Source organism: Streptomyces sp. NBC_01465 (genome assembly GCF_036227325.1).
Classification (GTDB): domain Bacteria; phylum Actinomycetota; class Actinomycetes; order Streptomycetales; family Streptomycetaceae; genus Streptomyces.
On record NZ_CP109467.1, the window covers coordinates 7,557,445 to 7,578,812 of the forward strand.

Annotated in this window: 17 protein-coding genes and 1 pseudogene; 9 read left to right on the forward strand and 9 right to left on the reverse strand. The window is 70.5% G+C overall.

Features of this window, described 5'->3' with window-relative positions; translation table 11 throughout:
* Window positions 1–3: 3 nt before the first annotated feature.
* The 3 genes from OG707_RS35230 to OG707_RS35240 are packed head-to-tail and all read left to right on the forward strand — an operon-like array spanning window position 4 to window position 3,020.
* Window positions 4–1,434 carry an MFS transporter gene (locus OG707_RS35230; RefSeq protein WP_329125702.1) on the forward strand — a complete coding sequence of 477 codons (1,431 nt, stop codon included), beginning with the start codon at window positions 4–6 and terminating at the stop codon, window positions 1,432–1,434.
* Window positions 1,435–1,452: 18 nt separating this feature from the next.
* Window positions 1,453–1,800: a YciI family protein gene (locus OG707_RS35235; protein ID WP_329125705.1), complete on the forward strand. Its 348-nt coding sequence runs from the start codon at window positions 1,453–1,455 to the stop codon at window positions 1,798–1,800.
* Between the two features lie 17 nt (window positions 1,801–1,817).
* On the forward strand, window positions 1,818–3,020 hold the full coding sequence (locus OG707_RS35240; protein WP_329125707.1) for an RNA polymerase sigma factor: 1,203 nt from the start codon (window positions 1,818–1,820) through the stop codon (window positions 3,018–3,020).
* Here OG707_RS35240 and OG707_RS35245 read toward each other — a convergent pair.
* Entirely contained in the window at window positions 3,012–4,799 is a 1,788-nt protein-coding gene (locus OG707_RS35245) for an ABC transporter ATP-binding protein (RefSeq protein WP_329125709.1), read from the reverse strand. The genes OG707_RS35240 and OG707_RS35245 overlap by 9 nt on opposite strands.
* Before the next feature lie 52 nt (window positions 4,800–4,851).
* The gene (locus tag OG707_RS35250; protein ID WP_329125711.1) at window positions 4,852–6,312 is read right to left on the reverse strand and encodes an MFS transporter; all 1,461 of its coding nucleotides are present in this window, start codon (window positions 6,310–6,312) and stop codon (window positions 4,852–4,854) included.
* 57 nt (window positions 6,313–6,369) lie between these two features.
* Between OG707_RS35250 and OG707_RS35255 the strand changes: the two genes are divergently transcribed.
* Window positions 6,370–7,026 (forward strand): TetR/AcrR family transcriptional regulator, encoded by a 657-nt coding sequence (locus OG707_RS35255; protein ID WP_329125714.1) that lies wholly within the window; start codon window positions 6,370–6,372, stop codon window positions 7,024–7,026.
* On the opposite strand, the pseudogene lepB reads toward OG707_RS35255, so the two are convergent.
* Together lepB and pip are read right to left on the reverse strand one after the other, a co-directional pair.
* Window positions 7,022–7,738, reverse strand: a pseudogene (gene lepB, locus OG707_RS35260) (signal peptidase I); the annotation flags it as partial. The gene OG707_RS35255 and the pseudogene lepB overlap by 5 nt on opposite strands.
* Before the next feature lie 51 nt (window positions 7,739–7,789).
* Entirely contained in the window at window positions 7,790–8,749 is a 960-nt protein-coding gene (pip, locus tag OG707_RS35265) for a prolyl aminopeptidase (RefSeq protein WP_329125716.1), read from the reverse strand.
* 50 nt (window positions 8,750–8,799) lie between these two features.
* Between pip and OG707_RS35270 the strand changes: the two genes are divergently transcribed.
* The gene (locus OG707_RS35270; RefSeq protein ID WP_329125719.1) at window positions 8,800–9,279 is read left to right on the forward strand and encodes a MarR family winged helix-turn-helix transcriptional regulator; all 480 of its coding nucleotides are present in this window, start codon (window positions 8,800–8,802) and stop codon (window positions 9,277–9,279) included.
* A gap of 39 nt (window positions 9,280–9,318) precedes the next feature.
* The gene (locus OG707_RS35275; RefSeq protein ID WP_329125722.1) at window positions 9,319–10,113 is read left to right on the forward strand and encodes an alpha/beta fold hydrolase; all 795 of its coding nucleotides are present in this window, start codon (window positions 9,319–9,321) and stop codon (window positions 10,111–10,113) included.
* On the opposite strand, the gene OG707_RS35280 is transcribed toward OG707_RS35275, so the two are convergent.
* Complete coding sequence (locus OG707_RS35280; protein ID WP_329125724.1) at window positions 10,098–11,870, reverse strand: glycoside hydrolase family 6 protein; 1,773 nt, start codon at window positions 11,868–11,870, stop codon at window positions 10,098–10,100. The genes OG707_RS35275 and OG707_RS35280 overlap by 16 nt on opposite strands.
* Before the next feature lie 15 nt (window positions 11,871–11,885).
* Window positions 11,886–13,373, reverse strand: coding sequence for a cellulose binding domain-containing protein (locus OG707_RS35285; RefSeq protein WP_443071434.1), 1,488 nt, complete (start codon window positions 13,371–13,373; stop codon window positions 11,886–11,888).
* Window positions 13,374–13,614: 241 nt separating this feature from the next.
* Here OG707_RS35285 and OG707_RS35290 point away from each other — a divergent pair, with 241 nt between their 5' ends.
* The 3 genes from OG707_RS35290 to OG707_RS35300 all read left to right on the forward strand — a co-directional run bounded on the left by OG707_RS35290 (window position 13,615) and on the right by OG707_RS35300 (window position 18,292).
* Window positions 13,615–16,551 (forward strand): glycoside hydrolase family 48 protein, encoded by a 2,937-nt coding sequence (locus OG707_RS35290; protein ID WP_329128142.1) that lies wholly within the window; start codon window positions 13,615–13,617, stop codon window positions 16,549–16,551.
* A 166-nt stretch (window positions 16,552–16,717) separates the two neighbouring features.
* The gene (locus OG707_RS35295; protein WP_329125726.1) at window positions 16,718–17,764 is read left to right on the forward strand and encodes a rhamnogalacturonan acetylesterase; all 1,047 of its coding nucleotides are present in this window, start codon (window positions 16,718–16,720) and stop codon (window positions 17,762–17,764) included.
* Between the two features lie 90 nt (window positions 17,765–17,854).
* Window positions 17,855–18,292 carry an NUDIX hydrolase gene (locus OG707_RS35300; RefSeq protein ID WP_329125728.1) on the forward strand — a complete coding sequence of 146 codons (438 nt, stop codon included), beginning with the start codon at window positions 17,855–17,857 and terminating at the stop codon, window positions 18,290–18,292.
* Here the strand turns inward: OG707_RS35300 and OG707_RS35305 are convergent.
* The 3 genes from OG707_RS35305 to mmuM form a co-directional block, all read right to left on the reverse strand.
* Window positions 18,272–18,979: a hypothetical protein gene (locus tag OG707_RS35305; protein ID WP_329125730.1), complete on the reverse strand. Its 708-nt coding sequence runs from the start codon at window positions 18,977–18,979 to the stop codon at window positions 18,272–18,274. The genes OG707_RS35300 and OG707_RS35305 overlap by 21 nt on opposite strands.
* Before the next feature lie 18 nt (window positions 18,980–18,997).
* Window positions 18,998–20,329, reverse strand: a complete 1,332-nt coding sequence (locus OG707_RS35310; RefSeq protein WP_329125731.1) for a hypothetical protein — start codon at window positions 20,327–20,329, stop codon at window positions 18,998–19,000.
* 76 nt (window positions 20,330–20,405) lie between these two features.
* Window positions 20,406–21,311: a homocysteine S-methyltransferase gene (mmuM, locus tag OG707_RS35315; protein ID WP_329125733.1), complete on the reverse strand. Its 906-nt coding sequence runs from the start codon at window positions 21,309–21,311 to the stop codon at window positions 20,406–20,408.
* Between the last annotated feature and the right edge of the window lie 57 nt (window positions 21,312–21,368).

Below are 21,368 nucleotides of genomic sequence, written 5' to 3' on the forward strand. Positions count from 1 at the left end.
CTCATGGGGCCTCGCAAGAGCTGGACCCTCATCATTGTTTCGTTCGGGCTGTTCATGACCGCGCTCGACAACCTCGTCGTCGCGACCGCACTGCCGGTGATCCGCGCCGATCTCGGCGCGCGCCTCGCCGACCTCGAATGGACGGTCAACGGCTACAACCTCTCCTTTGCCTGCCTTCTGCTGACCGGCGCCGCGCTCGGCGACCGGTTCGGCCGGAGGCGGATGTTCGCCATCGGCCTGCTCGTCTTCACCGCCGCTTCGGCGGCCGCCGCCTGCTCACCGGGCGTCGGGATGCTCATCACCGCCCGTGTCGTCCAGGGGGCCGGGGCCGCGATCGTCATGCCGCTCACCCTGACCCTCATCAGCGAGGCGTTCCCCAAGGAGAAGCGGGGCGCGGCGATCGGGCTGTGGGGCGGCATCACCGGACTCGGCGTCGCCGCAGGTCCGCTGGTCGGCGGCGCCATCGCCGAGGGCGGCGACTGGCGCTGGATCTTCTGGATCAACGTACCCATCGGCCTGGTGCTCGCCCCGCTTGGCCTCCGCTGTCTGACCGAGAGCTACGGGCCCAGGCCCCATCTCGACCTGCCGGGACTCGCGCTCGCCGCATCCGGATTCTTCGGGCTGACCTGGGGGCTGGTGCGCGGTGGCACCGTGGGCTGGGGCTCGGCGGAGGTCGTCACGGCGTTCGCCGCGGGGGCCCTGCTGCTCCTGGCCTTCGTACGCTGGCAGCAGCGGGCCAGGACGCCGATGCTGCCCCTCGGACTCTTCCGCAGCCGTACGTTCTCCACCGCCAACGGCGTCGCCTTCTTCAGCTTCGCCTCGCTCTTCGGCGCCCTCTTCGTCATCGCCCAGTTCCTCCAACTCGCCCTCGGATACACACCGTTGGAGGCAGGGGTGCGCATGCTCCCCTGGGCGGGCGCCCCGATGATCGTGGCGCCGATCGCGGGCGCCCTCGCCGACCGGTACGGCAACCGGCCCTTCATGGCCGCCGGCCTGGCCCTGCAGGCCGTCGGCTACGCCTGGGTCGCGGCCATCGCCGCCCCGGGAATGGGATACGGCTGGCTGGGCGCGGCCCTGACCCTGTCCGGCATCGGCATCTCCATGTGCTTCCCCACCGTCGCCAACGCCGTGATGGGGTCGGTCCCCCTGCCCGAGGCCGGAGTCGCCTCGGGCACCAACAGTGCGGTGCGTGAACTGGGCGGAGTCTTCGGCGTCGCCCTGGTGGCCGCGGTGTTCACCGCCAACGGCGGATACGGCACACCGCAGCACTTCACCGACGGTCTCGTCCCCGCCGTGTGGGTCGCCGCCGCGCTGTCCGCCGCCGGTGTCGTCGCCGCACTGTTCGCACCCGTACGCCCCGAAGAACATCCGGCGGCCCCGGCAGATCCCCGGCCGCTGGAGCACACTGGTGCCCTGCCCGGCGCCTCCGTCTGACCGAGAGGACTTCACATCATGGGTCAGTACCTGATCCTCATCTACGACAACGAGCAGTCCAGGGAAGCAGCGGGCAACGAGGCCTTCCAGCAGCGCCTCAAGGACCACAACACCCTCCATGCCGACCGGGCGGAGAGCATCCTCGGCGCCAACGCCCTGCAGGAGGGGGCGACCGCGACCTCGATCCGCACGGATGCCGGAGGCGAGTTCACCGTCACCGACGGCGCGTTCGCCGAGACCAAGGAAGTGCTCGCCGGCTACTACCTGATCGAGGCCGCCGACCTCGACGAGGCGATCACCGTCGCCAAGGAGGTCCCCGCACCGTACGGCGGGGTGGAAGTGCGGCCGATCCGGGACTTCCACTGAACGGCGCCGCCCGCGCCGTGGCCGACGCGCACCGTCACGAGTGGGCCTTCGTGCTCGCCGCGACGGTGCGCGTCACCCGCGACCTGGACCTGGCCGAGGAGTGTGTCCAGGACGCGTACGCCAGGGCGCTGGTCAAATGGCCCGAGGACGGGGTGCCGCGCAGCCCGGGCGGCTGGCTGACCACCGTCGCCCGCAACCGCGCCCTGGACGTCGTACGAAGGGAGTCCGCACTGCGGCGGACCCTGCCGCTGCTGCTCCTCGACGAGACGCACGAGGAGCCCGACGACGACGGCGACATCCCCGACGACCGGCTCCGCCTGATCTTCACCTGCTGCCACCCGGCGCTCGCCGTCGAGGCCCAAGTGGCGCTCACCCTGCGTCTGTTGTGCGGGCTCACCACGGTCGAGGTGGCCCGCGCCTTCCTGGTCGCCGAGCCCACGATGGCCGCCCGCATCACCCGCGCCAAGAAGAAGATCGCCGGAGCGGGCATCCCCTACCGGGTGCCGCCCGCGGCCGAACTCCCCGCCCGGATCACCGCCGTCCTCGACGTCGTCCACCTTCTCTTCACGACCGGCCACACGGCCCCGGTCGGCGACGAACTCCTCCGTGCCGACCTCCTGGAGCGCGCGCAGGACCTTGCCCGGATGCTGCACTGCCTGCTCCCGGAGAGCGCCGAAGCCGCCGGTCTTCTCGCGCTGATCCTGCTCACCGACGCCCGTCGCGCCGCCCGTACCGACAGCGCGGGCCGCCTCGTGCTCCTCGCCGACCAGGACCGCACGCTCTGGGACCACAAGGCGATCGAGGAGGGAGCCGGGCTCGTACGGTGGTCGCTGCGCACCCGCCCGCCCGGCCGCTACCCCCTGATGGCCGCGATCGCCGCCGTGCACTCCGAGGCGGCCTCCGAGCAGGAGACGGACTGGCGCGAACTGGTCGCCCTCTACGACCTGTTGATGCGCACCTGGCCGTCCCCCGTCGTCGCCCTCAACCGCGCCGTCGCCGTCGGATTCGCCGAAGGGCCCGCCGCCGGACTGCGCGCCCTGGACCTCCTCGCCGGCGAACCGCAGCTCGCCTCGTACGGCTACCTCGCCGCGGCCCGCGCCGACTTCCTGCGCCGCCTCGGCTGCCGCGACCGGGCCAGGGCCGCGTACGAGGAAGCACTCCTCCTCACCCGCAACGGCGCCGAACGGGCCTTCCTCACCGACCGGTTGAACTCAACCTGACTGCCGGGCCAGCTGCAGCCCTGCGTACGCCCCGCCGTGGCTCAGCAGTTCCTCGTGCGTACCGACCTCCGCGATCCGGCCGCCGTCCATCACCACGATCCGGTCGGCGCCCTCGATCGTGGAGAGCCGGTGCGCGACGACGAACACGGTGCGGCCCCTGACCAGCCGGGCGAGTGCCTCCTGGATCAGCGCCTCCGAGCGGGTGTCGAGCGCGGAGGTCGCCTCGTCGAGCACCAGGACCCGCGGGTCGCGGATGAGGGCGCGGGCGATGGCCAGACGCTGCTTCTGGCCCCCGGACAGGCGTGAGCCGCGCTCCCCGACGACGGTGTCGATCCCCAGCGGCAGCCGGTCGACGAACTCCAGGGCGTTCGCGTCCCGCAGCGCGTCGCGCACCCGGTCCTCGGGCACCTCGCCCATGCCGTACGTGACGTTCTCGCGGATCGAGCCCTCGAAGAGGATCGACTCCTGCGGTACGACGGACAGGAAACGGCGGTAGCTGCGCAGATCGAGCGTGGCCATGTCGGTGCCGTCGAGCAGGATGCGGCCCGAGGTGGGCCGGATGAAACCGATGAGCAGATTGAGTACGGTCGACTTGCCCGCACCCGACGCCCCGACGAGCGCGATGGTCTCGCCGAGCCGGGCCGAGAGGGTGAAGTCCTCGACCGCGGGCCCGTCGGCGCCCTCGTACGCGAAGCCGACCTGCTCGAAGTCGACGCGCCCGCCGACCTGTTCGACCTCCGCCTTCCCCGCGTTGATCTCCAGGTCGGGCGCCTGCAGCACCTCACCTGCCGAGCGCACCGACTCAAGTGCCTTGCTGATGACGGGAGTCAGGCCCAGGAGCGTCGTCATGGAGCCGGTCAGGACGGTGAAGAACGCGCTGAGCATGACGACGTCGCCCGCCGTCATCGACATCCAGTGGTGATAGGCGGCCAGCGCGGAGCCCGCGAGGCAGGTGACGCCAAGTGTGTTGAGGAGGATCCAGGCGAGCGCGCCGAAGCGGCCGTTGAGCAGATCCAGGCGCAGCCCGGCGAAGTACACCTGGCGCACCGAGCCGTCGACCCGGCCGAGCGCCGCCCGCTCCAGGCCGTGGGCGCGCGTGATGGGGATCAGGCTCGTCATCTCGCCGACCCGCGAGGAGAGCCGCTCCACCTCCTGGCGGAAGGACTCGTTGTGGCTGCGCAGCCGGCCGCGCAGCCGCATCACCAGGAAACCGGCCAGCGGGACGACGACCAGGAAGACGGGCAGGAACGAGGGCACCCGCAGCGCGATCACGACGAGCCCGCCGACCAGGGTGGTCACCGCGGCGAGCCCCATGTCGGCGGACTGCTGCACCCCCTGCTCGATCGTCTCCACGTCCCGGACGACCTTGGCCTGCAGAACGCCCGCGCTGGTCCGTGCGTGATAGCCGATGGAGAGCTGCTGCATCCGGCGGCAGAGCGCGTCGCGCAGGGCGGTTCCCATGCGCCGCACACTGCTGCCCACGCACCGTACGTACAGCAGGTGCATCGGATAGTTGAGGAGCAGGACGACGAGGAGCGCGCCCGCGTTGGCCCACAGTCGGGACTCCGGCTGGTGCTCGACGACGACATCGATGATGTTGGCGGTGATGAGGGGGAGCAGCCAGACGGGGCTGTGCTTGACCACGAACACGGCGACCGCGAGCAGCAGTCGGGCGCGGTCGGGACTCAGCAGATACCCGAGGGTGCGCAGCGGGTGTTCGCCCCGGTAGCGGTGGTCGAGGGTGCCGTGCGGCGGGGGAGGGGAAAGCGGTTTCTGCATGGAAGAAGCCAAACCCGCGGCCGACCGCCGTGCAACCCCCTTTGGATGCCGTTCATTTTACGGAGTGCTCACGGGCCGCCCCGACCGGGGCGTTTGCCGCGGGGCGGCTGCGGCCTGGCAGGAAGACGGTCAGCACGGCCGCCGCCGCGGCAGCACCGCAGCCGATGATCATCGCCGTACGGAATCCCGCTTCCGAAGGCAGCGAGAGCGAGCCGAACGGCGTGGTCATGTGCGCCAGGACCACCCCCACCACCGCGGCGGACGACGAGGTCCCGATGGACCGCATCAGGCTGTTGAGGCCGTTGGCGGACGCGGTCTCCGAGAGCGGTACCGCCGACATGATGAGCGCGGGCATGGCGCCGTACGCGAGGCCGATCCCGGCGGCGATCACGGAACCGACGAGGACCAGCTGCCAGACGGCGTCCAGCATCACCGTGCCCATGCCGTACCCGGCGGAGACCACAACGGCCCCCAGCATCAGCGAAATCCGCGGACCCCGGGTCGCCGTGATCTTCGCGGAGAGCGGCGAGATCAGCATCATCACCAGCCCGCCGGGCGCCAGGCACAACCCCGCCACCAGCATCGACCGGCCGAGCCCGTACCCGGTGGCCTCCGGCAGCTGGATCAGCTGCGGCAGCACCAGGGACATCGCGTACATGGCGAATCCGAGGACCACGGAGGCCAGGTTGGTCAGCAGCACCTGTCGGCGCGCGGTGGTGCGCAGGTCCACCAGGGGCTGTGCGGTGCGCAGTTCCCAGCGCCCCCACAGCGGCAGGACGATCACCGCGACGCTGAAGAGCCCGTCCGTCAGCGTGCTGCCCCAGCCCCAGTCCGCGCCCTTGGAGACCGCGAGCAGCAGACAGACCAGACCGACGGAGAGACCGAGCGCCCCGATCACGTCGAACCGGCCGCCGCTGCGCACCTTGGACTCGGGTACGAACACGGTCACCAGGACGATCACCACCGCACCGAGCCCCGCCGACGCCCAGAACAGCAGGTGCCAGTCGGCGTGCTGGGCCAGCAGCGCCGCCCCGGGCAGTCCCAGGGCGCCGCCGACCCCCAGCGAGGAACTCATCAGCGCCATCGCGGATCCGAGGCGCTCGGCGGGCAGTTCGTCGCGCATGATGCTGATGCCCAGCGGGATGACCGCGACGCCGCAGCCCTGCAGCGCACGGCCGACGACCATCGGGGCGAGCGAGTCGCTGAGCGCGCAGACGACCGAGCCCGCGAGCAGGACACAGAGGCTGATCAGCAGCATCCGCCGCTTGCCGAACATATCGCCGAGGCGCCCGATCACCGGGGTGGCGACGGCGCCCGCGAGCAGCGTCGCGGTGATGGCCCAGGAGGCGTCGGACGCCGACGTGCTGAGCAGCGTGGGCAGTTGGGAGATGAGCGGCACCACCAGGGTGTTCATCACCGACACGACAATGCCGCCGAAGGCCAGTACGGCGACGACCGCGTCCACGCGCGGCGGTCCCCCGAGGTCCTGCGGAGCAGTGCTTGCTGCGGACACGGCGGTGCCTCCGTCTCGGGCGTTCTGCGGGCGCGGCAAGTCTGGCAGAGTTTGCGTATGGCGTACACAAAATCTACGACCGGCAGGAGGGGCCGCCCGCCGCGCCTCTCGCCGGAGCGGATCGTCGAGGCCGCCCGTGAACTCCTGGAACAGGAACCGGAGTCGGCGCTCACCATCAAGCGCGTCGCCGAGGCCGTCGGCTCCGCGCCCATGGCGCTCTACCGCCACTTCCCCGACCGCGACACCCTCCTCCAGGCCGTGGCCGACCACGTCATCGCCCGTCTGGAGCCCGACCCCCTGGCCGGCGACACCTGGCAGGAGCAGGTACGCCACTGGATGCGCGCCAGCCGCGAACGGCTGCTGCCGTACGCCCAGTTGCTCCCCTACATGGCGGCCACCCGACAGCCGGTGGGCCTGCGCACCCTGGGCCGCCTCGCGGAGGTGCTGCGCCCGCTCGGCCTGAGCGACGAGGACCTGACCCTGGCGGTCGTCCTCATCGGCTCGACCACCATGGGCTTCGCCAGTTACGAATCCCGCCGCAGCCCCGCCGAGGAGATCGCGGCCGTACTCCAGGAGGGCCTCGCGCTGCGCCCGGAGGAGGAACGCCGCACCACGGCACCGCTCCTCCCGCACCTCCCCGCGGCCCACGCGCGCCTCTACGAGACGGTCCTCGACCAGACCGTCGCCGCGATCGAATCGCTCAATTGCCGTTGATGCCCGCCTGGTCGAACGTGTCGGGGACCGGCAGCGTGGACCAGTTCCCGAGCGGCCACGCGATCACGATCGCCCGCCCGATCACGTCCTTCACCGGGACCGCACCGCCGCCGGGCCCGCGCTGGTGGTAGCGCGAGTCCGCCGACGCCTGGCGGTGGTCGCCCATCACCCAGATCGAGTCCTTTGGCACGGTGATCTTGAACTGGCCATCCGGGTCCGTGCTGCACGGGGTGTTGCCCTTGAAGACGTACGGCTCGTAGAGCGCCTTGCCGTTGACCTTCACCGGACCCGTGCCCTTGCACTCCACGGTGTCCCCGGCGACCCCGATGACCCGCTTGATGAGGTCCTTCTCGTCGGCCGACGGCATCAGCCCGATGAAGCTGAGCGCCTTCTGCACCGAGTTCGGATGCGGAGTCGGCTCGTCCTTCAGCCAGTTGCCGGGGTCCTTGAACACCACGACCTCCCCGCGCTCCGGTTTCGAACCGAACCACGGAGTCAGCTTGTCGACCAGCACGCGGTCGCCCACCTGCAGCGTGTTCTGCATCGATCCGGAGGGGATCGAGAAGGCCTGCACCAGGAAGGTCTTGATCAGCAGGGCGAGCACCAGCGCGATGCCGATGAGAATCGGCAGTTCTTTCCACCAGGAACGCTGCTTCTTGACCTTGGTACCCGACACGTCGCCCGCTCCTCGCTCCGAACTGCGCCCGCCCATGATCGGGACGGGCCACCACCTCCCTAACGAGCGGGAGTTCCCGATGGACGTTCAGCCTCGCGCGAAACGGTCCAGTGCCGCGACGACCTGCTCGCTCGTCGCGTCGCTCCCCTTGTGCCCGGCGTCCTCGATCACGGTGAGTTCGGCGTCGGGCCAGGCGCGGGCCAGCTCCCACGCGGTGTCCAGCGGACTGCTCAGATCCAGTCGGCCGTGGATCAGCACTCCGGGAATCCCCTTCAACCGCCCCGCGTCGCGCAGCAGGACGCCCTCCTCCAGCCAGGCGCCGTGGGAGAAGTAGTGGGAGCAGATACGGACGAGCGCGGCCCGTGCCGCCGACGGCCGGTCGCCGTACGGATGCGCCGCCCCGTGCGGCTCCCCCGAGAGCACCGCGTCCTCCCAGGCGCACCAGTCGGCGGTCGCCCTCGCCCGTACGTCGGGATCGGGATCGGCGGCCCTGCGCGCATACGCGCCCACGACGTCCCCCTCCCGCCCCGCCTCCGGAACACCGGCGGCGAACCGGTCCCAGGCCTCGGGGAAGAACCGCCCGACACCCCGGTAGAGCCAGTCCGTCTCCGAGCGCCGGGTCGTGGTGACACTCGCGATGACGATCTCCGACACCCGCTCCGGGTGCGCCTCGGCGTACGCGAGGATCAGCGTCGACCCCCACGAACCGCCGTGCAGCAGCCACCGCTCGATGCCCAGATCCTCGCGCAACTGCTCCATGTCGGCGACGAGTTGATGTGTGGTGTTGTGCGTCAGATCCGTCTCCGGGTGGGCTGCGTGCGGGGTGGAGCGCCCGCAGTTGCGCTGGTCGAAGAGGACGACGCGGTACCGCTCGGGGTCGAAGAGCTGCCGCCACCCGGCCGAGCAGCCGGACCCCGGGCCCCCGTGGACGACCAGCGCGGGCTTGCCCTCGGGGTTGCCGCAGGCCTCCCAGTACACGAGGTCGCCGTGGCCCACATCGAGCATTCCGTGCGCGTACGGCTCGATCGGCGGATAGCGGTCGGCCATGACCAGGACCCTTTCGACGGAGATACAACAGCGCTGTTACATTAGCAGTCATGTCCTCCTCAGCCCCCGGCCCCGAACTCCTGGGAACCCGGCTGCGCCACCTCCTCGACCAACTCGACGGAGACGTCGCGGCCGTCTACGCCGACCGGGGACTGGAGTGGTTCCGGCCCCGGTACGCCCCGGTCGTAAGGGAGTTGGCGGCCTCGGGCCCCAGCTCCATCCGTGACCTCGCCCGGGCGACCGGAGTGACCCACTCGGCGGCCAGCCAGACCGTGGCGCAGATGGTGAAGGAAGGCCTCGTGGTGCTGGAACCGGGCGCGGACGCCCGCAGCCGCATCGCCCGCCCGACGCCGAAGGCCGAGGCCCTCCTGCCGGTGCTGGACGCGGAATCGGCCGCCACGACCGCAGCCGCCGCCGAGTTGGAGGCCGAACTCGGCTACCCCCTGAGCCGCCTCGTCGGCGAGGCGCTCGACGCCCTCGCCCGGCGTCCGATGCGCCGGCGGATCGCCGACGCCATGATGGACACTTGATCCGATCGGCATGCGGGCGGACGGCACAGGGAGTTGAGCATGGGGGAGTACGGGACCTTCAACGGTCTGCGCACCTACTACGAGGCGTACGGCGCGGGCGACCCGGTCCTGCTCCTGCACGGCGGCGGCGTCACCGCCGACAGCTGGTGGGGGCAGATCCCGGCGCTGTCCGAGCACTACCGGGTGTACGCCCCCGAGCGGCGCGGTCACGGCCGTACGCAGGACCTCGAAGGCCCCATCACCTCACGCCTGATGGCCGCCGACACGGCAGCCCTCATCGAGACACTCTGCGACGGACGACCCGCCCATGTCATCGGCTGGAGCGACGGAGCGAAAGTCGCCCTGCGCCTCGCGCTCGACCGGCCCGAACTCGTCCGCAAACTGGTCGTGATCGGGCTGAGCGTCTCCCGCGACGGCGACACCCCGGCCGCCGCCGAGCTCATGCACGGACCGGGCTCGGAGCAGGCGCTCGAGGAGATGTTCCGCCCCCAGTACGAGCCGCTCTCCCCGGACGGTCCCGGTCACTTCCCCGTGGTCTTCGCGAAGCTCCTCGAGATGTGGCGCACGGAGCCGGACCTGGCGTTCTCCGAGCTCGCCGCGCTGCCGATGCCCACGCTCGTGATGCAGGGGGACGACGACGGCGTACGCGTCGAGCACAGCGCGGCTCTCGCCGCCGCCGTGCCCGGCGCCCAGCTCGCCGTCGTCCCCGGCACCTCGCACGCGCTCCCGCTGGAGAAGCCCGCGCTGGTCGGTCAGTTGCTGCTGGACTTCCTGGCCGACGAACAGACCAGGAAGCTCATGCCGCTCGGCTCAGGTGCTCAGAGCGCCGGGTAGGCGTTCTTCAGGAGCTCCTGGAACTGGGCCGAGAACCAGTGGCCTGCCAGCGGCGCGTTCGGCAGCGCGCCCGACATGCTGTTGCCGTTACGGACGTTGCCCGTGTACGTCGGGTCGCACATCCGGTCGAACCCCTTGCCCTCGTCATTGGCGATGGCGCTGCTCGCGCCGTCCGACTGGCCCGGAGGCTTTACCCACACATAGGCGTCGATGCCCACGGCGGGCGCCGCCTTGGGCCGCTCCCCGATGCCCGCGCCGGACTGGTTGCACCAGTTCCCGAGGTGGAACCGGCGATCGGTGCGGCTGCCGTCGACGTATCCGTCGAGGGTGGTCTTGGCCGCCGGTCCCGTGGGCCGGTTCGCTCCGCCCCAGCCGTTGCGCGAGGTGTCGATGAGCGCGCCGACCGAGGAGTTGAAGCCCGCGGTCACCATCGCGGTACGGAAGGCCTGCGCGTAGGTCTGTTCGTCGACGTAGCGGTTCCAGTCGACCCACTTGGACTGGCGCACCGAGGTGCCGTTCACCGTGTCGTCGATGGTGAAGTACGGCTCGGTGGTGGCCCCGTAGTTGGCGGTGTTGGCGATGACCCCCTGGACGTCGTCGACCGTGGCGCCCGAAGTGGTGGCCGCCTGGTGCATCAGCTGGGCGGTCGGGGCGAAGTTGTCGTCCCAGCCGATCCAGCCGTGGTGTCCGGCGTCGAGGTAGTTGTAGACGTTGCCGACGCCGCCCAGGTGGGCCAGCGCGTACCCGACACCGGTGACGTAGTTGCCGTTCGCCTTCATGACGTCGCAGGCAGGGGTGGCCGTTGGCCGCGGGCTGACGTTGGTCACGAGGTTGGGGAGCGAGTCCGGCTCGATCGTGTTGACGATCCGCAGGTCCTTGTAGGCCGGGTCGGAGAGGATCGTGGCGATCGGGTCGATGTACTCGTGCTCGTAGCGGTCGATGTCCGTCGGGCCGAGCTCACCGTTGGAGGCGAGCGCGGAGCAGTCGCGGCCCGGCAGGTCGTAGATGACGAGTTGGACGACGAGCGGCTTGCCCGCGGCCTGCTTGACCGCCTCGTCCAGGTGAGCTCGCAGGCCCATGGAGCCGTTCGCCCCGTTGATCGCGGCGATCCGGTCGAGCCACACGGCGGTGGGCTGGTTGGAGATCTTGGTGCCGCTGGGTTCGGCCGCGGCCTTGGCCGACCACTCGGGGTCCACATAGACCCCGGCCCCGACGTAGGGGTTGTCGACGAGGTCACCGGTGGCGGGAGGCGTCGAGGTGGAGGGGCTGGGGGAGGGGCTCGTGCTGTCCGTGGGCGTCGGCGTGGGGCTGCCCGTCGACGTACCGCCGTTGCAGGGCGTGCCGTTGACCGCGAAAGCGGTCGGTGCGGTGTTCGTGCCGCTGTAGTTGAAGTTGCCGCCGAAGGACGTGGACCCGCCGGGGGCGAGGGTCTTGTTCCAGTCGAGGTTTGTGACGGTGACGTTCTTGCCCGACTGGGTCCAGTTGGCGCTCCAGCCGCTGGTGAGCGTCTGGTTGCCGGAGTACGCGTAGGTCAGGGCCCAGCCGTCGATCGCCGTCGTGCCGGCATTGGTGACCGAGACGTTCGCGGTGAACCCGCCGCCCCAGTCGTTGACCGAGTACCCGACGCTGCACTGCAGGCCGGCCGCGGAGGCGGGGGACTGCATGACCGACACGGCGCCGAGGCCCGCCAGGACCAGGGCTCCGGCGGCGAGCAGTGCCGTACGGGCACGTCGGGGTGGTACGGAAGTGCGGCTCATCGATGGTGCTTCCTTTCAGCTCAGGGCGCGCAGGTGGTCGCGCAGCCCGGTTCCGTATGCGGTGGGGGTGCCGTCGTAGTTGCTGATCAGGGACGGGCCCGAGGAGCAGTCCCAGGTGTTCCAGGTCCAGCCGAGGTACGAGGCGTCGTGCGCGTCCAGCCAGGCCATGACCTGGTCGGTGTAGCCGTGCGCGCACGTGTTCTCGCCGATCTCGCCCGCGACGAGGGGGACTTGGGCGGCGACGGGTGCGAGCTGGGAGTCCCAGCAGCTCGCGGAGGAGCAGGTGTTGAAGTTGTACGAGTGCCAGGCCGCGGCCAGGTTCCCTGCCGGGTCCGTCGGCTTGTGGTCGAGCCACTGCCTCAGGTCGTTGGAGTACGCGATGCCCGGGACCAGCACGAGGTTCTGGGCGCCCGTGCCCCGAACCGCGTCCAGCAGGTCCTGCATTCCGGCCACCTCGTAGCCGATGCCCGGGCAGGTCCCGCCGTCGCGCCAGCAGGCCCACGCCTGGTCGAGCGTGGAGGTGGCGCGGTCCGGATAGGGCTCGTTGAACAGGTCGAAGGCGACCGCGGGGTCGTCCTTGAAGGTGGAGGCGACCGAGGTCCAGAACGCCGGTGCGTACTGGGCGTCGGGCATCGGCTTCTGGCAGCTCGCATGGAGGTCGGCGCAGCCCGAGGAGTTGCCGGTGTACTGGCCGTAGCTCCAGTGCATCTCCAGGAGCGGGGTGATGCCATGGGCCTCCAGCCGGGTCACGAACCCCTTGATGGCGTTGATGTAGTTGGTGCCACCGTAGGCCGGGTCGATGTTCGAAGTGCCCAGCCAGCACTCCTCGTTGAGCGGAATGCGGACCGTGTTGGCCTTCCAGTCCGCGATCGCGGCGATCGAGGCGTCGTCGACGGGGCCGTCGAAGACGCCGTAGCCCTGGACGCACATGAACTCGGCACCGGAGCGGTTGACGCCGTACAGATGGCGCTCGGCGCCGGCCGCGTCGACGAGCTTGTTGCCCGAGACGTGGATCGCGGACGCGGGTCCCGGATCGGTGGGTGTGCCGGTCGGGGTCGGTGTCGGCGTGGGGGGCGGATCCGTCCCTGAATCCACGTTGCAGGTGACGCCGTTGAGCGTGAACGTGGCGGGTGCGGGGTTGGAGCCCGACCAGGAGCCGAGGAACCCGGCGGTGACGGATCCGCCCGTCGCCAGCGAGCCGTTGTACGACTCATTGACGGCGGTGACGGTCGTGCCGGACTGGGACCACTTGGCGTTCCAGCCCTGGGTCACCTTCTGGGTGCCCGGGAAGTCGAACGACAGCTTCCAACTGCTCATGGAGGCCGCGTTGTTGGTGATCGTCACGCTGCCCTGGAAGCCGTTGTCCCACTGGTTCGTGACGGTGTAGGCGACGGAGCAGGCGGGGGTGGCCCCGGAGGCGCTGAGCATGGGGAGCAGGGCTGCCGCCGCCGCCACGAAGAGCGTGGAGGCGGCGGCGAAAAGAGGTAAGCGGGGTGGGCTCATGGAGCGCGTCCTTACGTTCCCGACGAATGGAAGCGCTCCCACTGGTTGTTCGGAGGTTAGCCACAACAACCCCTTTCGTACAGGGGAGTTGAAAAACTTCTCAATCGAATGAGTTCGACACCTGCATCGCTGTGCGAGCCCTTGACACTCTTTCGCCTCGCCTGCACCTTGGGAGCGCTCCCACTGGTTCAAGAGTTGTCCAATGACGTCCCCCACCAAGAACCGCGAGGAGGCCCTCCCCATGGCTGCCTTACGAAGACCACGCTCGCGAAGTCCCCGTACGAGAAGAGCCAGACGGCTCTTCACCGCACTGATCGCAGCACTCTCCCTGCCGCTGGCGATGACCGCCGCCGGCGGCAGTCCGGCCCAGGCCGCGACGGTCCAGTGCAGCGTCGACTACACGGTGAACGACTGGGGCGGCGGCTTCACCGCCAACCTCGCCGTCACCAACCGCGGCACCACGGCGGTCGACGGCTGGACCCTGACCTACGCGTACGCCGGAACCCAGACGCTCACCAGTGGGTGGAGCGCCAACTGGACCCAGTCGGGCAAGAACGTCACGGCGAAGAACCTCGACTGGAACAAGACGCTCGCCCCCGGAGCCGGGACCTCCATCGGTGCCAACTTCAACTACACCGGCACCAACACCGCACCGACCGCCTTCGCCATCAACGGCACCCCCTGCACCGGCGCCCACCAGCCCCCCATCACCGTCCTGACCAGCCCGGGAGCCGGCACCGTCTACACCGCGGGCGCCACCGTCCCGATGGCCGCCACCGCGGCCGCGGCCGACAGCGCGACGATCAGCAAGATGGAGTTCTACAGCGACACCACCCTGCTGGGCACCGACACCACAGCCCCCTACACCTTCGACTACGCGAACGTCCCGGCCGGCAGCTACTCCCTCTACGCGAAGGCGTACGACAGCCTGGGAGCCTCCGCCGAGTCGACTCCGGTCGGCATCACGGTCGCAGCCGGCCCGTCCCTGGTCGCCACCCCGTCCCAATTCGGCGTCCAGCAGGGCAAGTCGGCCACCTTCGACGTGAAGCTCTCCTCCCAGCCCACCGCCAACGTGACGGCCGCGGTCGCCCGCACCTCGGGCAACACCGGCCTCTCCGTCACCTCGGGCGCCTCCCTCACCTTCACGTCCGCCAACTGGTCGACCGCCCAGAAGGTGACCGTCACCGCCAATGCTTCGGGCACGGGAGCCGCCACCTTCACGGTGACAGCCCCCGGCTACACCAAGGCCGACGTCACGGCGACCGAGCTGGCCGCCACCAAGGCGTACGACGCGCGCTTCCTCGACCTCTACGCCAAGATCACCAACCCGGCGAACGGCTACTTCTCGCCCGAGGGCATCCCGTACCACTCCGTCGAGACCCTGATCGTCGAGGCCCCGGACTACGGCCATGAGACGACGTCCGAGGCGTACAGCTATCTCATCTGGCTGCAGGCCGTGTACGGCAGGATCTCCGGCGACTGGACCCAGTTCAACGCCGCGTGGGCGACCATGGAGAAGTACATGATCCCCACCCACGCGGATCAGCCGACCAACAGCTTCTACAACGCATCGAAGCCCGCGACGTACGCCCCCGAGTGGGACCTCCCCTCGCAGTACCCCGCGGCGCTCGACACCGGCGTCTCCGTCGGCAGCGACCCGATCGCCGGTGAGCTGAAGAGCGCGTACGGCACCGACGACGTCTACGGGATGCACTGGATCCAGGACGTCGACAACACCTACGGCTTCGGCAACGAGCCCGGAAAGTGCGAGGCGGGCCCGACCGCCACGGGACCCTCCTACATCAACACCTTCCAGCGCGGCCCCCAGGAGTCCGTCTGGGAGACCGTCCCCCAGCCGACCTGCGACAACTTCACGTACGGCGGCAAGAACGGCTATCTGGACCTCTTCACCGGGGACTCCTCGTACTCCAAGCAGTGGAAGTACACGGACGCCCCCGACGCGGACGCCCGCGCCGTCCAGGCCGCCTACTGGGCCGACGTCTGGGCCAAGCAGCAGGGCAAGGACAGTCAGGTCACCGCGACCGTCGCCAAGGCGGCCAAGATGGGCGACTACCTGCGCTACGCCATGTACGACAAGTACTTCAAGAAAATCGGCAACTGCGTCGGCCCGACGACCTGCCCGGCCGGCACCGGCAAGAACAGCTCCAGCTACCTCCTCTCCTGGTACTACGCCTGGGGCGGCGCCACCGACACCTCGGCGGGCTGGGCCTGGCGCATCGGATCCAGCCATGTCCACGGCGGCTACCAGAACCCCATGGCCGCCTACGCGCTGAGCAGTTACGCCGACCTCAAGCCCAAGTCCGCGACCGGGGCGGCCGACTGGAACACCAGCCTCGGCCGTCAGCTGGAGTTCTACCGCTGGCTGCAGTCGTCCGAGGGCGCCATCGCCGGCGGCGCGACCAACAGCTGGCAGGGCAGGTACGCCACCCCGCCGACAGGGACGCCGACCTTCTACGGGATGTACTACGACGAGGCACCCGTCTACCAGGACCCGCCGTCGAACCAGTGGTTCGGCTTCCAGGCCTGGTCGATGGAGCGCGTCGCCGAGTACTACCAGCAGACGGGCAACGCGAGCGCGAAGGCCGTGCTCGACAAGTGGGTCGCCTGGGCGCTCTCCAAGACGACCATCAACCCCGACGGCACTTACCAGATCCCCTCGACGCTGAAGTGGTCGGGCGCGCCCGACAACTGGAACGCCACAACTCCGGGCGCCAACACGGGACTTCACGTCACCGTCGCCGACTACACCAATGACGTGGGTGTGGCCGCCGCGTACGCCAAGACCCTGTCCTACTACGCGGCCAAGTCCGGCAACGCGGCCGCGAAGACCACGGCGAAGGCGCTGCTCGACGGCATGTGGGACCACAACCAGGACGCTCTGGGCATCGCGGTGCCCGAGACCCGTACCGACTACAGCCGCTTCGACGACCCGGTCTACGTGCCGAGCACCTGGACCGGCACCATGCCCAACGGCGACAAGGTGAACTCCACTTCCACCTTCGAGTCGATCCGCTCCTTCTACAAGAACGACCCGGCCTGGTCCAAGGTCGAGGCCTATCTGCAGGGCGGCGCCGCGCCGACCTTCACGTACCACCGGTTCTGGGCCCAGGCCGACATCGCCATGGCCATGGGCTCGTACGCGGAGCTCCTCGAATAGCCCCGCTGGGCTCCGTGTTCGGGGCCGGGCAGGACCGCCTCCCCGCGGTCCTGCCCGGCTTTCGTTGTCCCAACTTTCGCCGTCACACCAGTAGAAAGCGCTTGCCCGCACGCGGTACGGTCCGCCTCTGAAACCTTTCAATCGGGTCGATCAGAGGAGCTTCGCCATGCGCCGAGCCGGTACCGCACTGCTGGCCGCCATCACCGCGGCAGCCGCACTGACCGCTGTCCCCGCCCAGGCCCATCCCCGGCCGGACGGTCTCGAACACTGCACCGCGACGGCCCCGTACGTCTGCCACTTCGACGTCGCGCCCGGCACGTACCGCGTCTCGGCCCTCCTCGGCGGCGGTACGGAAGCCGGCTCCACCCGCGTCACCGCCGAGACCCGCAGAGCCGTGCTCGCCGAGACCCCGAACGCGGCGGGCGAGAGCGTGCGCCGCAGTTTCACCGTCGACGTACGCACCCCCGAGGGTGAGCCCACCGGCCCCGACGGAACCCCGGGACTCGACCTCACCTTCGACGGCGCAGCCCCGCAGCTCGCGGGCCTCCGCGTCAACCGGGTCCGTACGCCGCAGATCCTGCTCGCCGGCGACTCGACCGTCTGCGACCAGCCCGGCGACCCCTACGTCGGCTGGGGCCAGGAGCTCCCGCAGTACTTCACCGACCGCATCTCCGTCGCCAACTACGCGGACTCCGGCGAGAGTTCGCAGACCTACCTCGACAACCCCCTCCTCTTCGCCACCCTCCGGACGCGCATCCACCACGGCGACCTCGTCCTCATCCAGCTCGCCCACAACGACAAGCAGACCGACCGCGACACCTACCGGGCCAACCTCACCACCATGATCGAAGGCATACGGGCGAAGGGCGGCCGCCCGGTCCTGGTCACCCCGATCGTCCGCCGCTGGTTCACCGCGGGCACCCTCGACAACGGCATCGCCCTGATCGTCAACGGCCTCGGCGTCGACCTCCCCGCCGAGATGCGCACCCTCGCCGCAGAACAGCACACCCCGCTCGTCGACCTCACCGCCCTCAGCAAGGCCCGCGTCGAGTCGCTCGGCCCCGAGGGCTCCAAGGCGTACTACCTCTACAACGAGAAGAAGGACAACACCCACACCTCCGCCACCGGCGCGGCCGCGTTCGCGCAGCTCGTCCTGGGTGAGCTGCGCGCCCAGCACCTGGTTCCGGACCGCGCCGTGCGTCCGGCTTCGTAACCATCGGGTACCCAAACGTCGCACAGCGAGAGGTCCGGGCCCGAGCCGGGTAGCGTAGTAACGCCCAGGGCTTCGGCCCCTCCTCCCGCTGTGCGAGGCACTGTGGACTCCAACCGGCTGGCCGCGGCCGTCGTCGTCGACGACGGCCTGGTCCTTGTCGTACGACGAAGCAAGACCGAGCGGTTCCTTCCCAATGTGTGGGGGGTGCCCTGCGGGAAGCTCGATCCCGGTGAGACGCCCGCGGCCGCCGTGCTGCGCGAGCTGGAAGAAGAGACGGGGATCCGCGGCGAGGTCGTACGGCTCGCGGGGACCTCGGACTTCGACAGCGAGTACCGGGGCCGCCCGGTGAGGAACCACCAGTCGAACTTCCTGGTGCGCCCGCTGACCACCGAGGTGCGGCTGCCCCACGCGGATCAGAAGGCCCTCTGGGTGAAGCCCGACGAGCTCGACTCGGTCCCCGTGGACGCCTACAACCGCACTGTCATCCAGCAGGTGCTCGACACGGACTCAGGGCTCCAACAGCTCTGACAGGGCGTCCAGTTCGGCCAGATACTCCTTCACCGACAGGACCGACTTCGCCGTGCGTCCCGTCTGGCCGGGGCTCGCCGCGGTCCTGAACACCTGGGTCCTGTCCCGTACGTTCTCGGTCTCCAGGAACAGCGTCACCGCGGTGCCGTCCCCGCCGTTGTGCGCCCGGTGCAGCATGTGCGGCGCCAGGGCGTAACCGCTGCCCGTCGCATGGTGGGCGGAGTACAGCCGCCGCAGCCGCGCCTCACCCGTGGGCTGCAGGCGCCAGTCCTCATCGGGACCCTCCAGGGTCTCCAGGAAGCCGGTCGCGGCGATTCCCCGGTCGGCCTGCTCGTACAGCTCCATCCGCACCCCGCCGAGTGCCACGTACGAGGCGATCGCGCACCGGTGGTTGTGGATGTCCTCGGGCGCCTCGCCGTCCGGTGCGCGCCAGATGTGGGCGCGCAGCATGAAGTGCGGTTTCCCCGGCAGGAGCAGCAGCTTGTCGAAGCCGAGGGCGTGGCGGTACGAGAGCCGGGCGCACTGCTCCAAGTCACCGTCCCCGTCGGCTAGTTCACGTAAGAGGGGGAGCAGGAGTTCGGGCCGGGCCAGCTCGGCCAGGATCTCCCGGGCGGTGTCCTGCGGAGGAAGGGTCCGGCCGGGGCCGAGAGCGGAGTGGAGCAGGTCGAGCGCGGCGGCCACGTGCATGGGGACTCCCGGGAGCGGTCAGGGGTGCGGCCGGTAGACCAGGAGGGCGTGCCGACGCAGTACGGAAAGGCCTTGATACGTCATCCACAGCGGGCGGTCCAGATCGCCGTCGGACCACCGCCATATCCCCTCCTGCTGCTGCGCCCACACCGCGGCGACCGCGCCGGTCAGCTGGCGCTGCCAGACGTCCTCGCGCTGGTCCGCGGCGGCCAGCTCGCGCGCGCCGGTGCTCATCAGGGCGCGGGCGACCCAGGCCGCGCCGAAGTGACGTACCGTCAACTGCTCGCGCTGGTCCGGGTCATGGGGGCTGCGGCGGCGCACCACCCCGTACTTGTTCGCGAGATCGGAACAGTCGGTGTGCTCGGCCGCCGGGCAGCTGAGCAGCCAGCGGATGCCGTCCTCGCGCACCAGGCGGGTGTGCGAGTCCTCTCCGAGGGTCTTCGCCGCGCGCTCCAGCGCCACGATCGCCTGCGCCGTGTGCACGGCGGTCGGCGTGAGGGTCTCGCCCCGGGGCGTGGTCAGCCGTGAGCCCCAGGCGTGCAGATGGCGGCGGTCCGGGTCGACGACGGCGCCGTCCACCAGGGCGTCGCGCAGCCGGGGGAGTGCGGCCGCGGACGGGGCGGCCTTGAGCAGTCCGCGGATCACGGTCGACACGACGAAACTGACGTCGTAGCCGGACGGGTCGCGGTCCTGGGTGAGGAGCGTCTCGCAGACGGCGGCCTCCTCGGCGAGACGTACGGGATCGGCGCCCGCCCGTGCGAGCGCGCCCAGGACCAGCGAGGTGAGCTCGGCCCGCGCCATCGCCCCCTGTGACCTGGCCGCCCAGCCGCCGCCGTCGAGCCGCAGCCGCCACAGGGTGTCGACCAGCTCGGGCGCCTTCAACCGGGCGTCGGGCAGGCCGAGTTCGAGACTGATGAGCAGGCCGTAGACGGTGCCGTACGCGGTCGGCCGTACGGGAGGATCGCTCTCGCCCAGCGAGTGCGGCCACCCCGTGAGATGCCCGCGCCCGGGATCGTCCACGGTGACCAGCTCTGCGGCGAGCCCCGTGCAGGCGGCTTCGATCACGGCGGGCAGCGGCCCCGGCGCCTCGCGCGCCGCCTCCACCGCGGCGGCGGCAGTCGTACGCGCCCTCAGCAGCGATCCGGAGAGAAAGGCGACGGAGCCGACGGCGATCCCGGCCAGCCCGGCGATGCAGTAGCGGGAGACGGCCCCGGAGAGGTCGTCGGGCAGGACGCCGACAAGAGCCTGGAACACCGCGTAGGCCGCGGCAAGCGACCCGAACCGCCCCAGCCAGCCGAGGAGTTGAAAGGGAACGGGCTCCGGCTGCCCGGGCAGCGGCGATCGCGTCACAGATTCCCCACCTCCCCCGGTGTGCCGTCGGACACCAAGTGTAGTTGGCGGCGGGGGAGTTGATCGGGTGGCCCCGTCAGCCCACCTGCCGCGCCAACTCCGCGATCGCGCCCGGCCCCACCCGGCAGCATCCACCGATCAGCCGCGCGCCGGCCCGCTCCCAGCCCGCCACCCGTCCCGCCGAGAAGCTCGACTCCCCGCGCCACGCCCGCGCCTGCGCGTCCCAGCTCTCCCCGCTGTTCGGGTACACCACCACCGGTTTGCCGGTGACACGGGCCGCCAGCTCCACCGCACGGTCGGCGTCCTCGGGAGCGCAGCAGTTCACCCCCACCGCGACGATCTCCTCCACGTCCGCGGCGAGCGCGAAAGCCTCCTCCAGAGGCTGCCCGGCGCGCGTGAACTCCCCGGCCACGCTGTACGAGAGCCACGCCGGCACCCCGAGGCCCCGCACCACCCGCAGCAGCGCCCGCGCCTCGTCCGCGTCCGGCACGGTCTCCAGCGCCAGCACGTCGGGCCCTGCGGCCGCCAGCACCTCGAGCCGGGGCCGGTGAAAGGCCTCCAGCTCTGCCACGCTCAGCCCGTACCGCCCCCGGTACTCCGAACCGTCGGCCAGCATCGCCCCGTAAGGACCGACGGACGCGGCCACCCACAACGGCCGCCCGCCCCCGGCCCGTTGCGCCGCCTCCCGCCCCAACTCCACACTCAGGCCGATCAGTTCGCCGGCCCGCCCCCGGCCGATCCCGCGCCGAGCGAACCCCTCGAAGGTGGCCTGATAGCTGGACGTGATGGCGACACTCGCCCCCGCCTCGTAGTAGGCGAGGTGTGCCGCGACGATCGCCTCCGGTTCCTCGGCGAGCAGCCGCGCCGACCACAGCGCGTCGCTGAGATCGTGCCCTGCGGACTCGAGCTGGTTGGAGAGCCCGCCGTCCAGGACGACGGTGCCTTCGGCGAGGGCGCGGGAGAGATCCGGTGTGCTGGTCATGGCGACGACGCTACCTCGGGGAAACGGTGCGGAAACCCGCCCGAACCCGGCCCTTCC

Coding starts and splice junctions, on each gene's coding strand:
- pip (WP_329125716.1), bottom strand. CDS start 8,749: ATGGCCGACCGCTATCCGCCGATCGAGCCGTACGCGCACGGAATGCTC.
- OG707_RS35285 (WP_443071434.1), bottom strand. CDS start 13,373: ATGAGCCCACCCCGCTTACCTCTTTTCGCCGCCGCCTCCACGCTCTTC.
- OG707_RS35295 (WP_329125726.1), top strand. CDS start 16,718: ATGCGCCGAGCCGGTACCGCACTGCTGGCCGCCATCACCGCGGCAGCC.
- OG707_RS35245 (WP_329125709.1), bottom strand. CDS start 4,799: ATGCAGAAACCGCTTTCCCCTCCCCCGCCGCACGGCACCCTCGACCAC.
- OG707_RS35275 (WP_329125722.1), top strand. CDS start 9,319: ATGGGGGAGTACGGGACCTTCAACGGTCTGCGCACCTACTACGAGGCG.
- OG707_RS35270 (WP_329125719.1), top strand. CDS start 8,800: ATGTCCTCCTCAGCCCCCGGCCCCGAACTCCTGGGAACCCGGCTGCGC.
- OG707_RS35290 (WP_329128142.1), top strand. CDS start 13,615: ATGGCTGCCTTACGAAGACCACGCTCGCGAAGTCCCCGTACGAGAAGA.
- OG707_RS35255 (WP_329125714.1), top strand. CDS start 6,370: ATGGCGTACACAAAATCTACGACCGGCAGGAGGGGCCGCCCGCCGCGC.
- OG707_RS35235 (WP_329125705.1), top strand. CDS start 1,453: ATGGGTCAGTACCTGATCCTCATCTACGACAACGAGCAGTCCAGGGAA.
- mmuM (WP_329125733.1), bottom strand. CDS start 21,311: ATGACCAGCACACCGGATCTCTCCCGCGCCCTCGCCGAAGGCACCGTC.
- OG707_RS35305 (WP_329125730.1), bottom strand. CDS start 18,979: ATGCACGTGGCCGCCGCGCTCGACCTGCTCCACTCCGCTCTCGGCCCC.
- OG707_RS35280 (WP_329125724.1), bottom strand. CDS start 11,870: ATGAGCCGCACTTCCGTACCACCCCGACGTGCCCGTACGGCACTGCTC.
- OG707_RS35230 (WP_329125702.1), top strand. CDS start 4: ATGGGGCCTCGCAAGAGCTGGACCCTCATCATTGTTTCGTTCGGGCTG.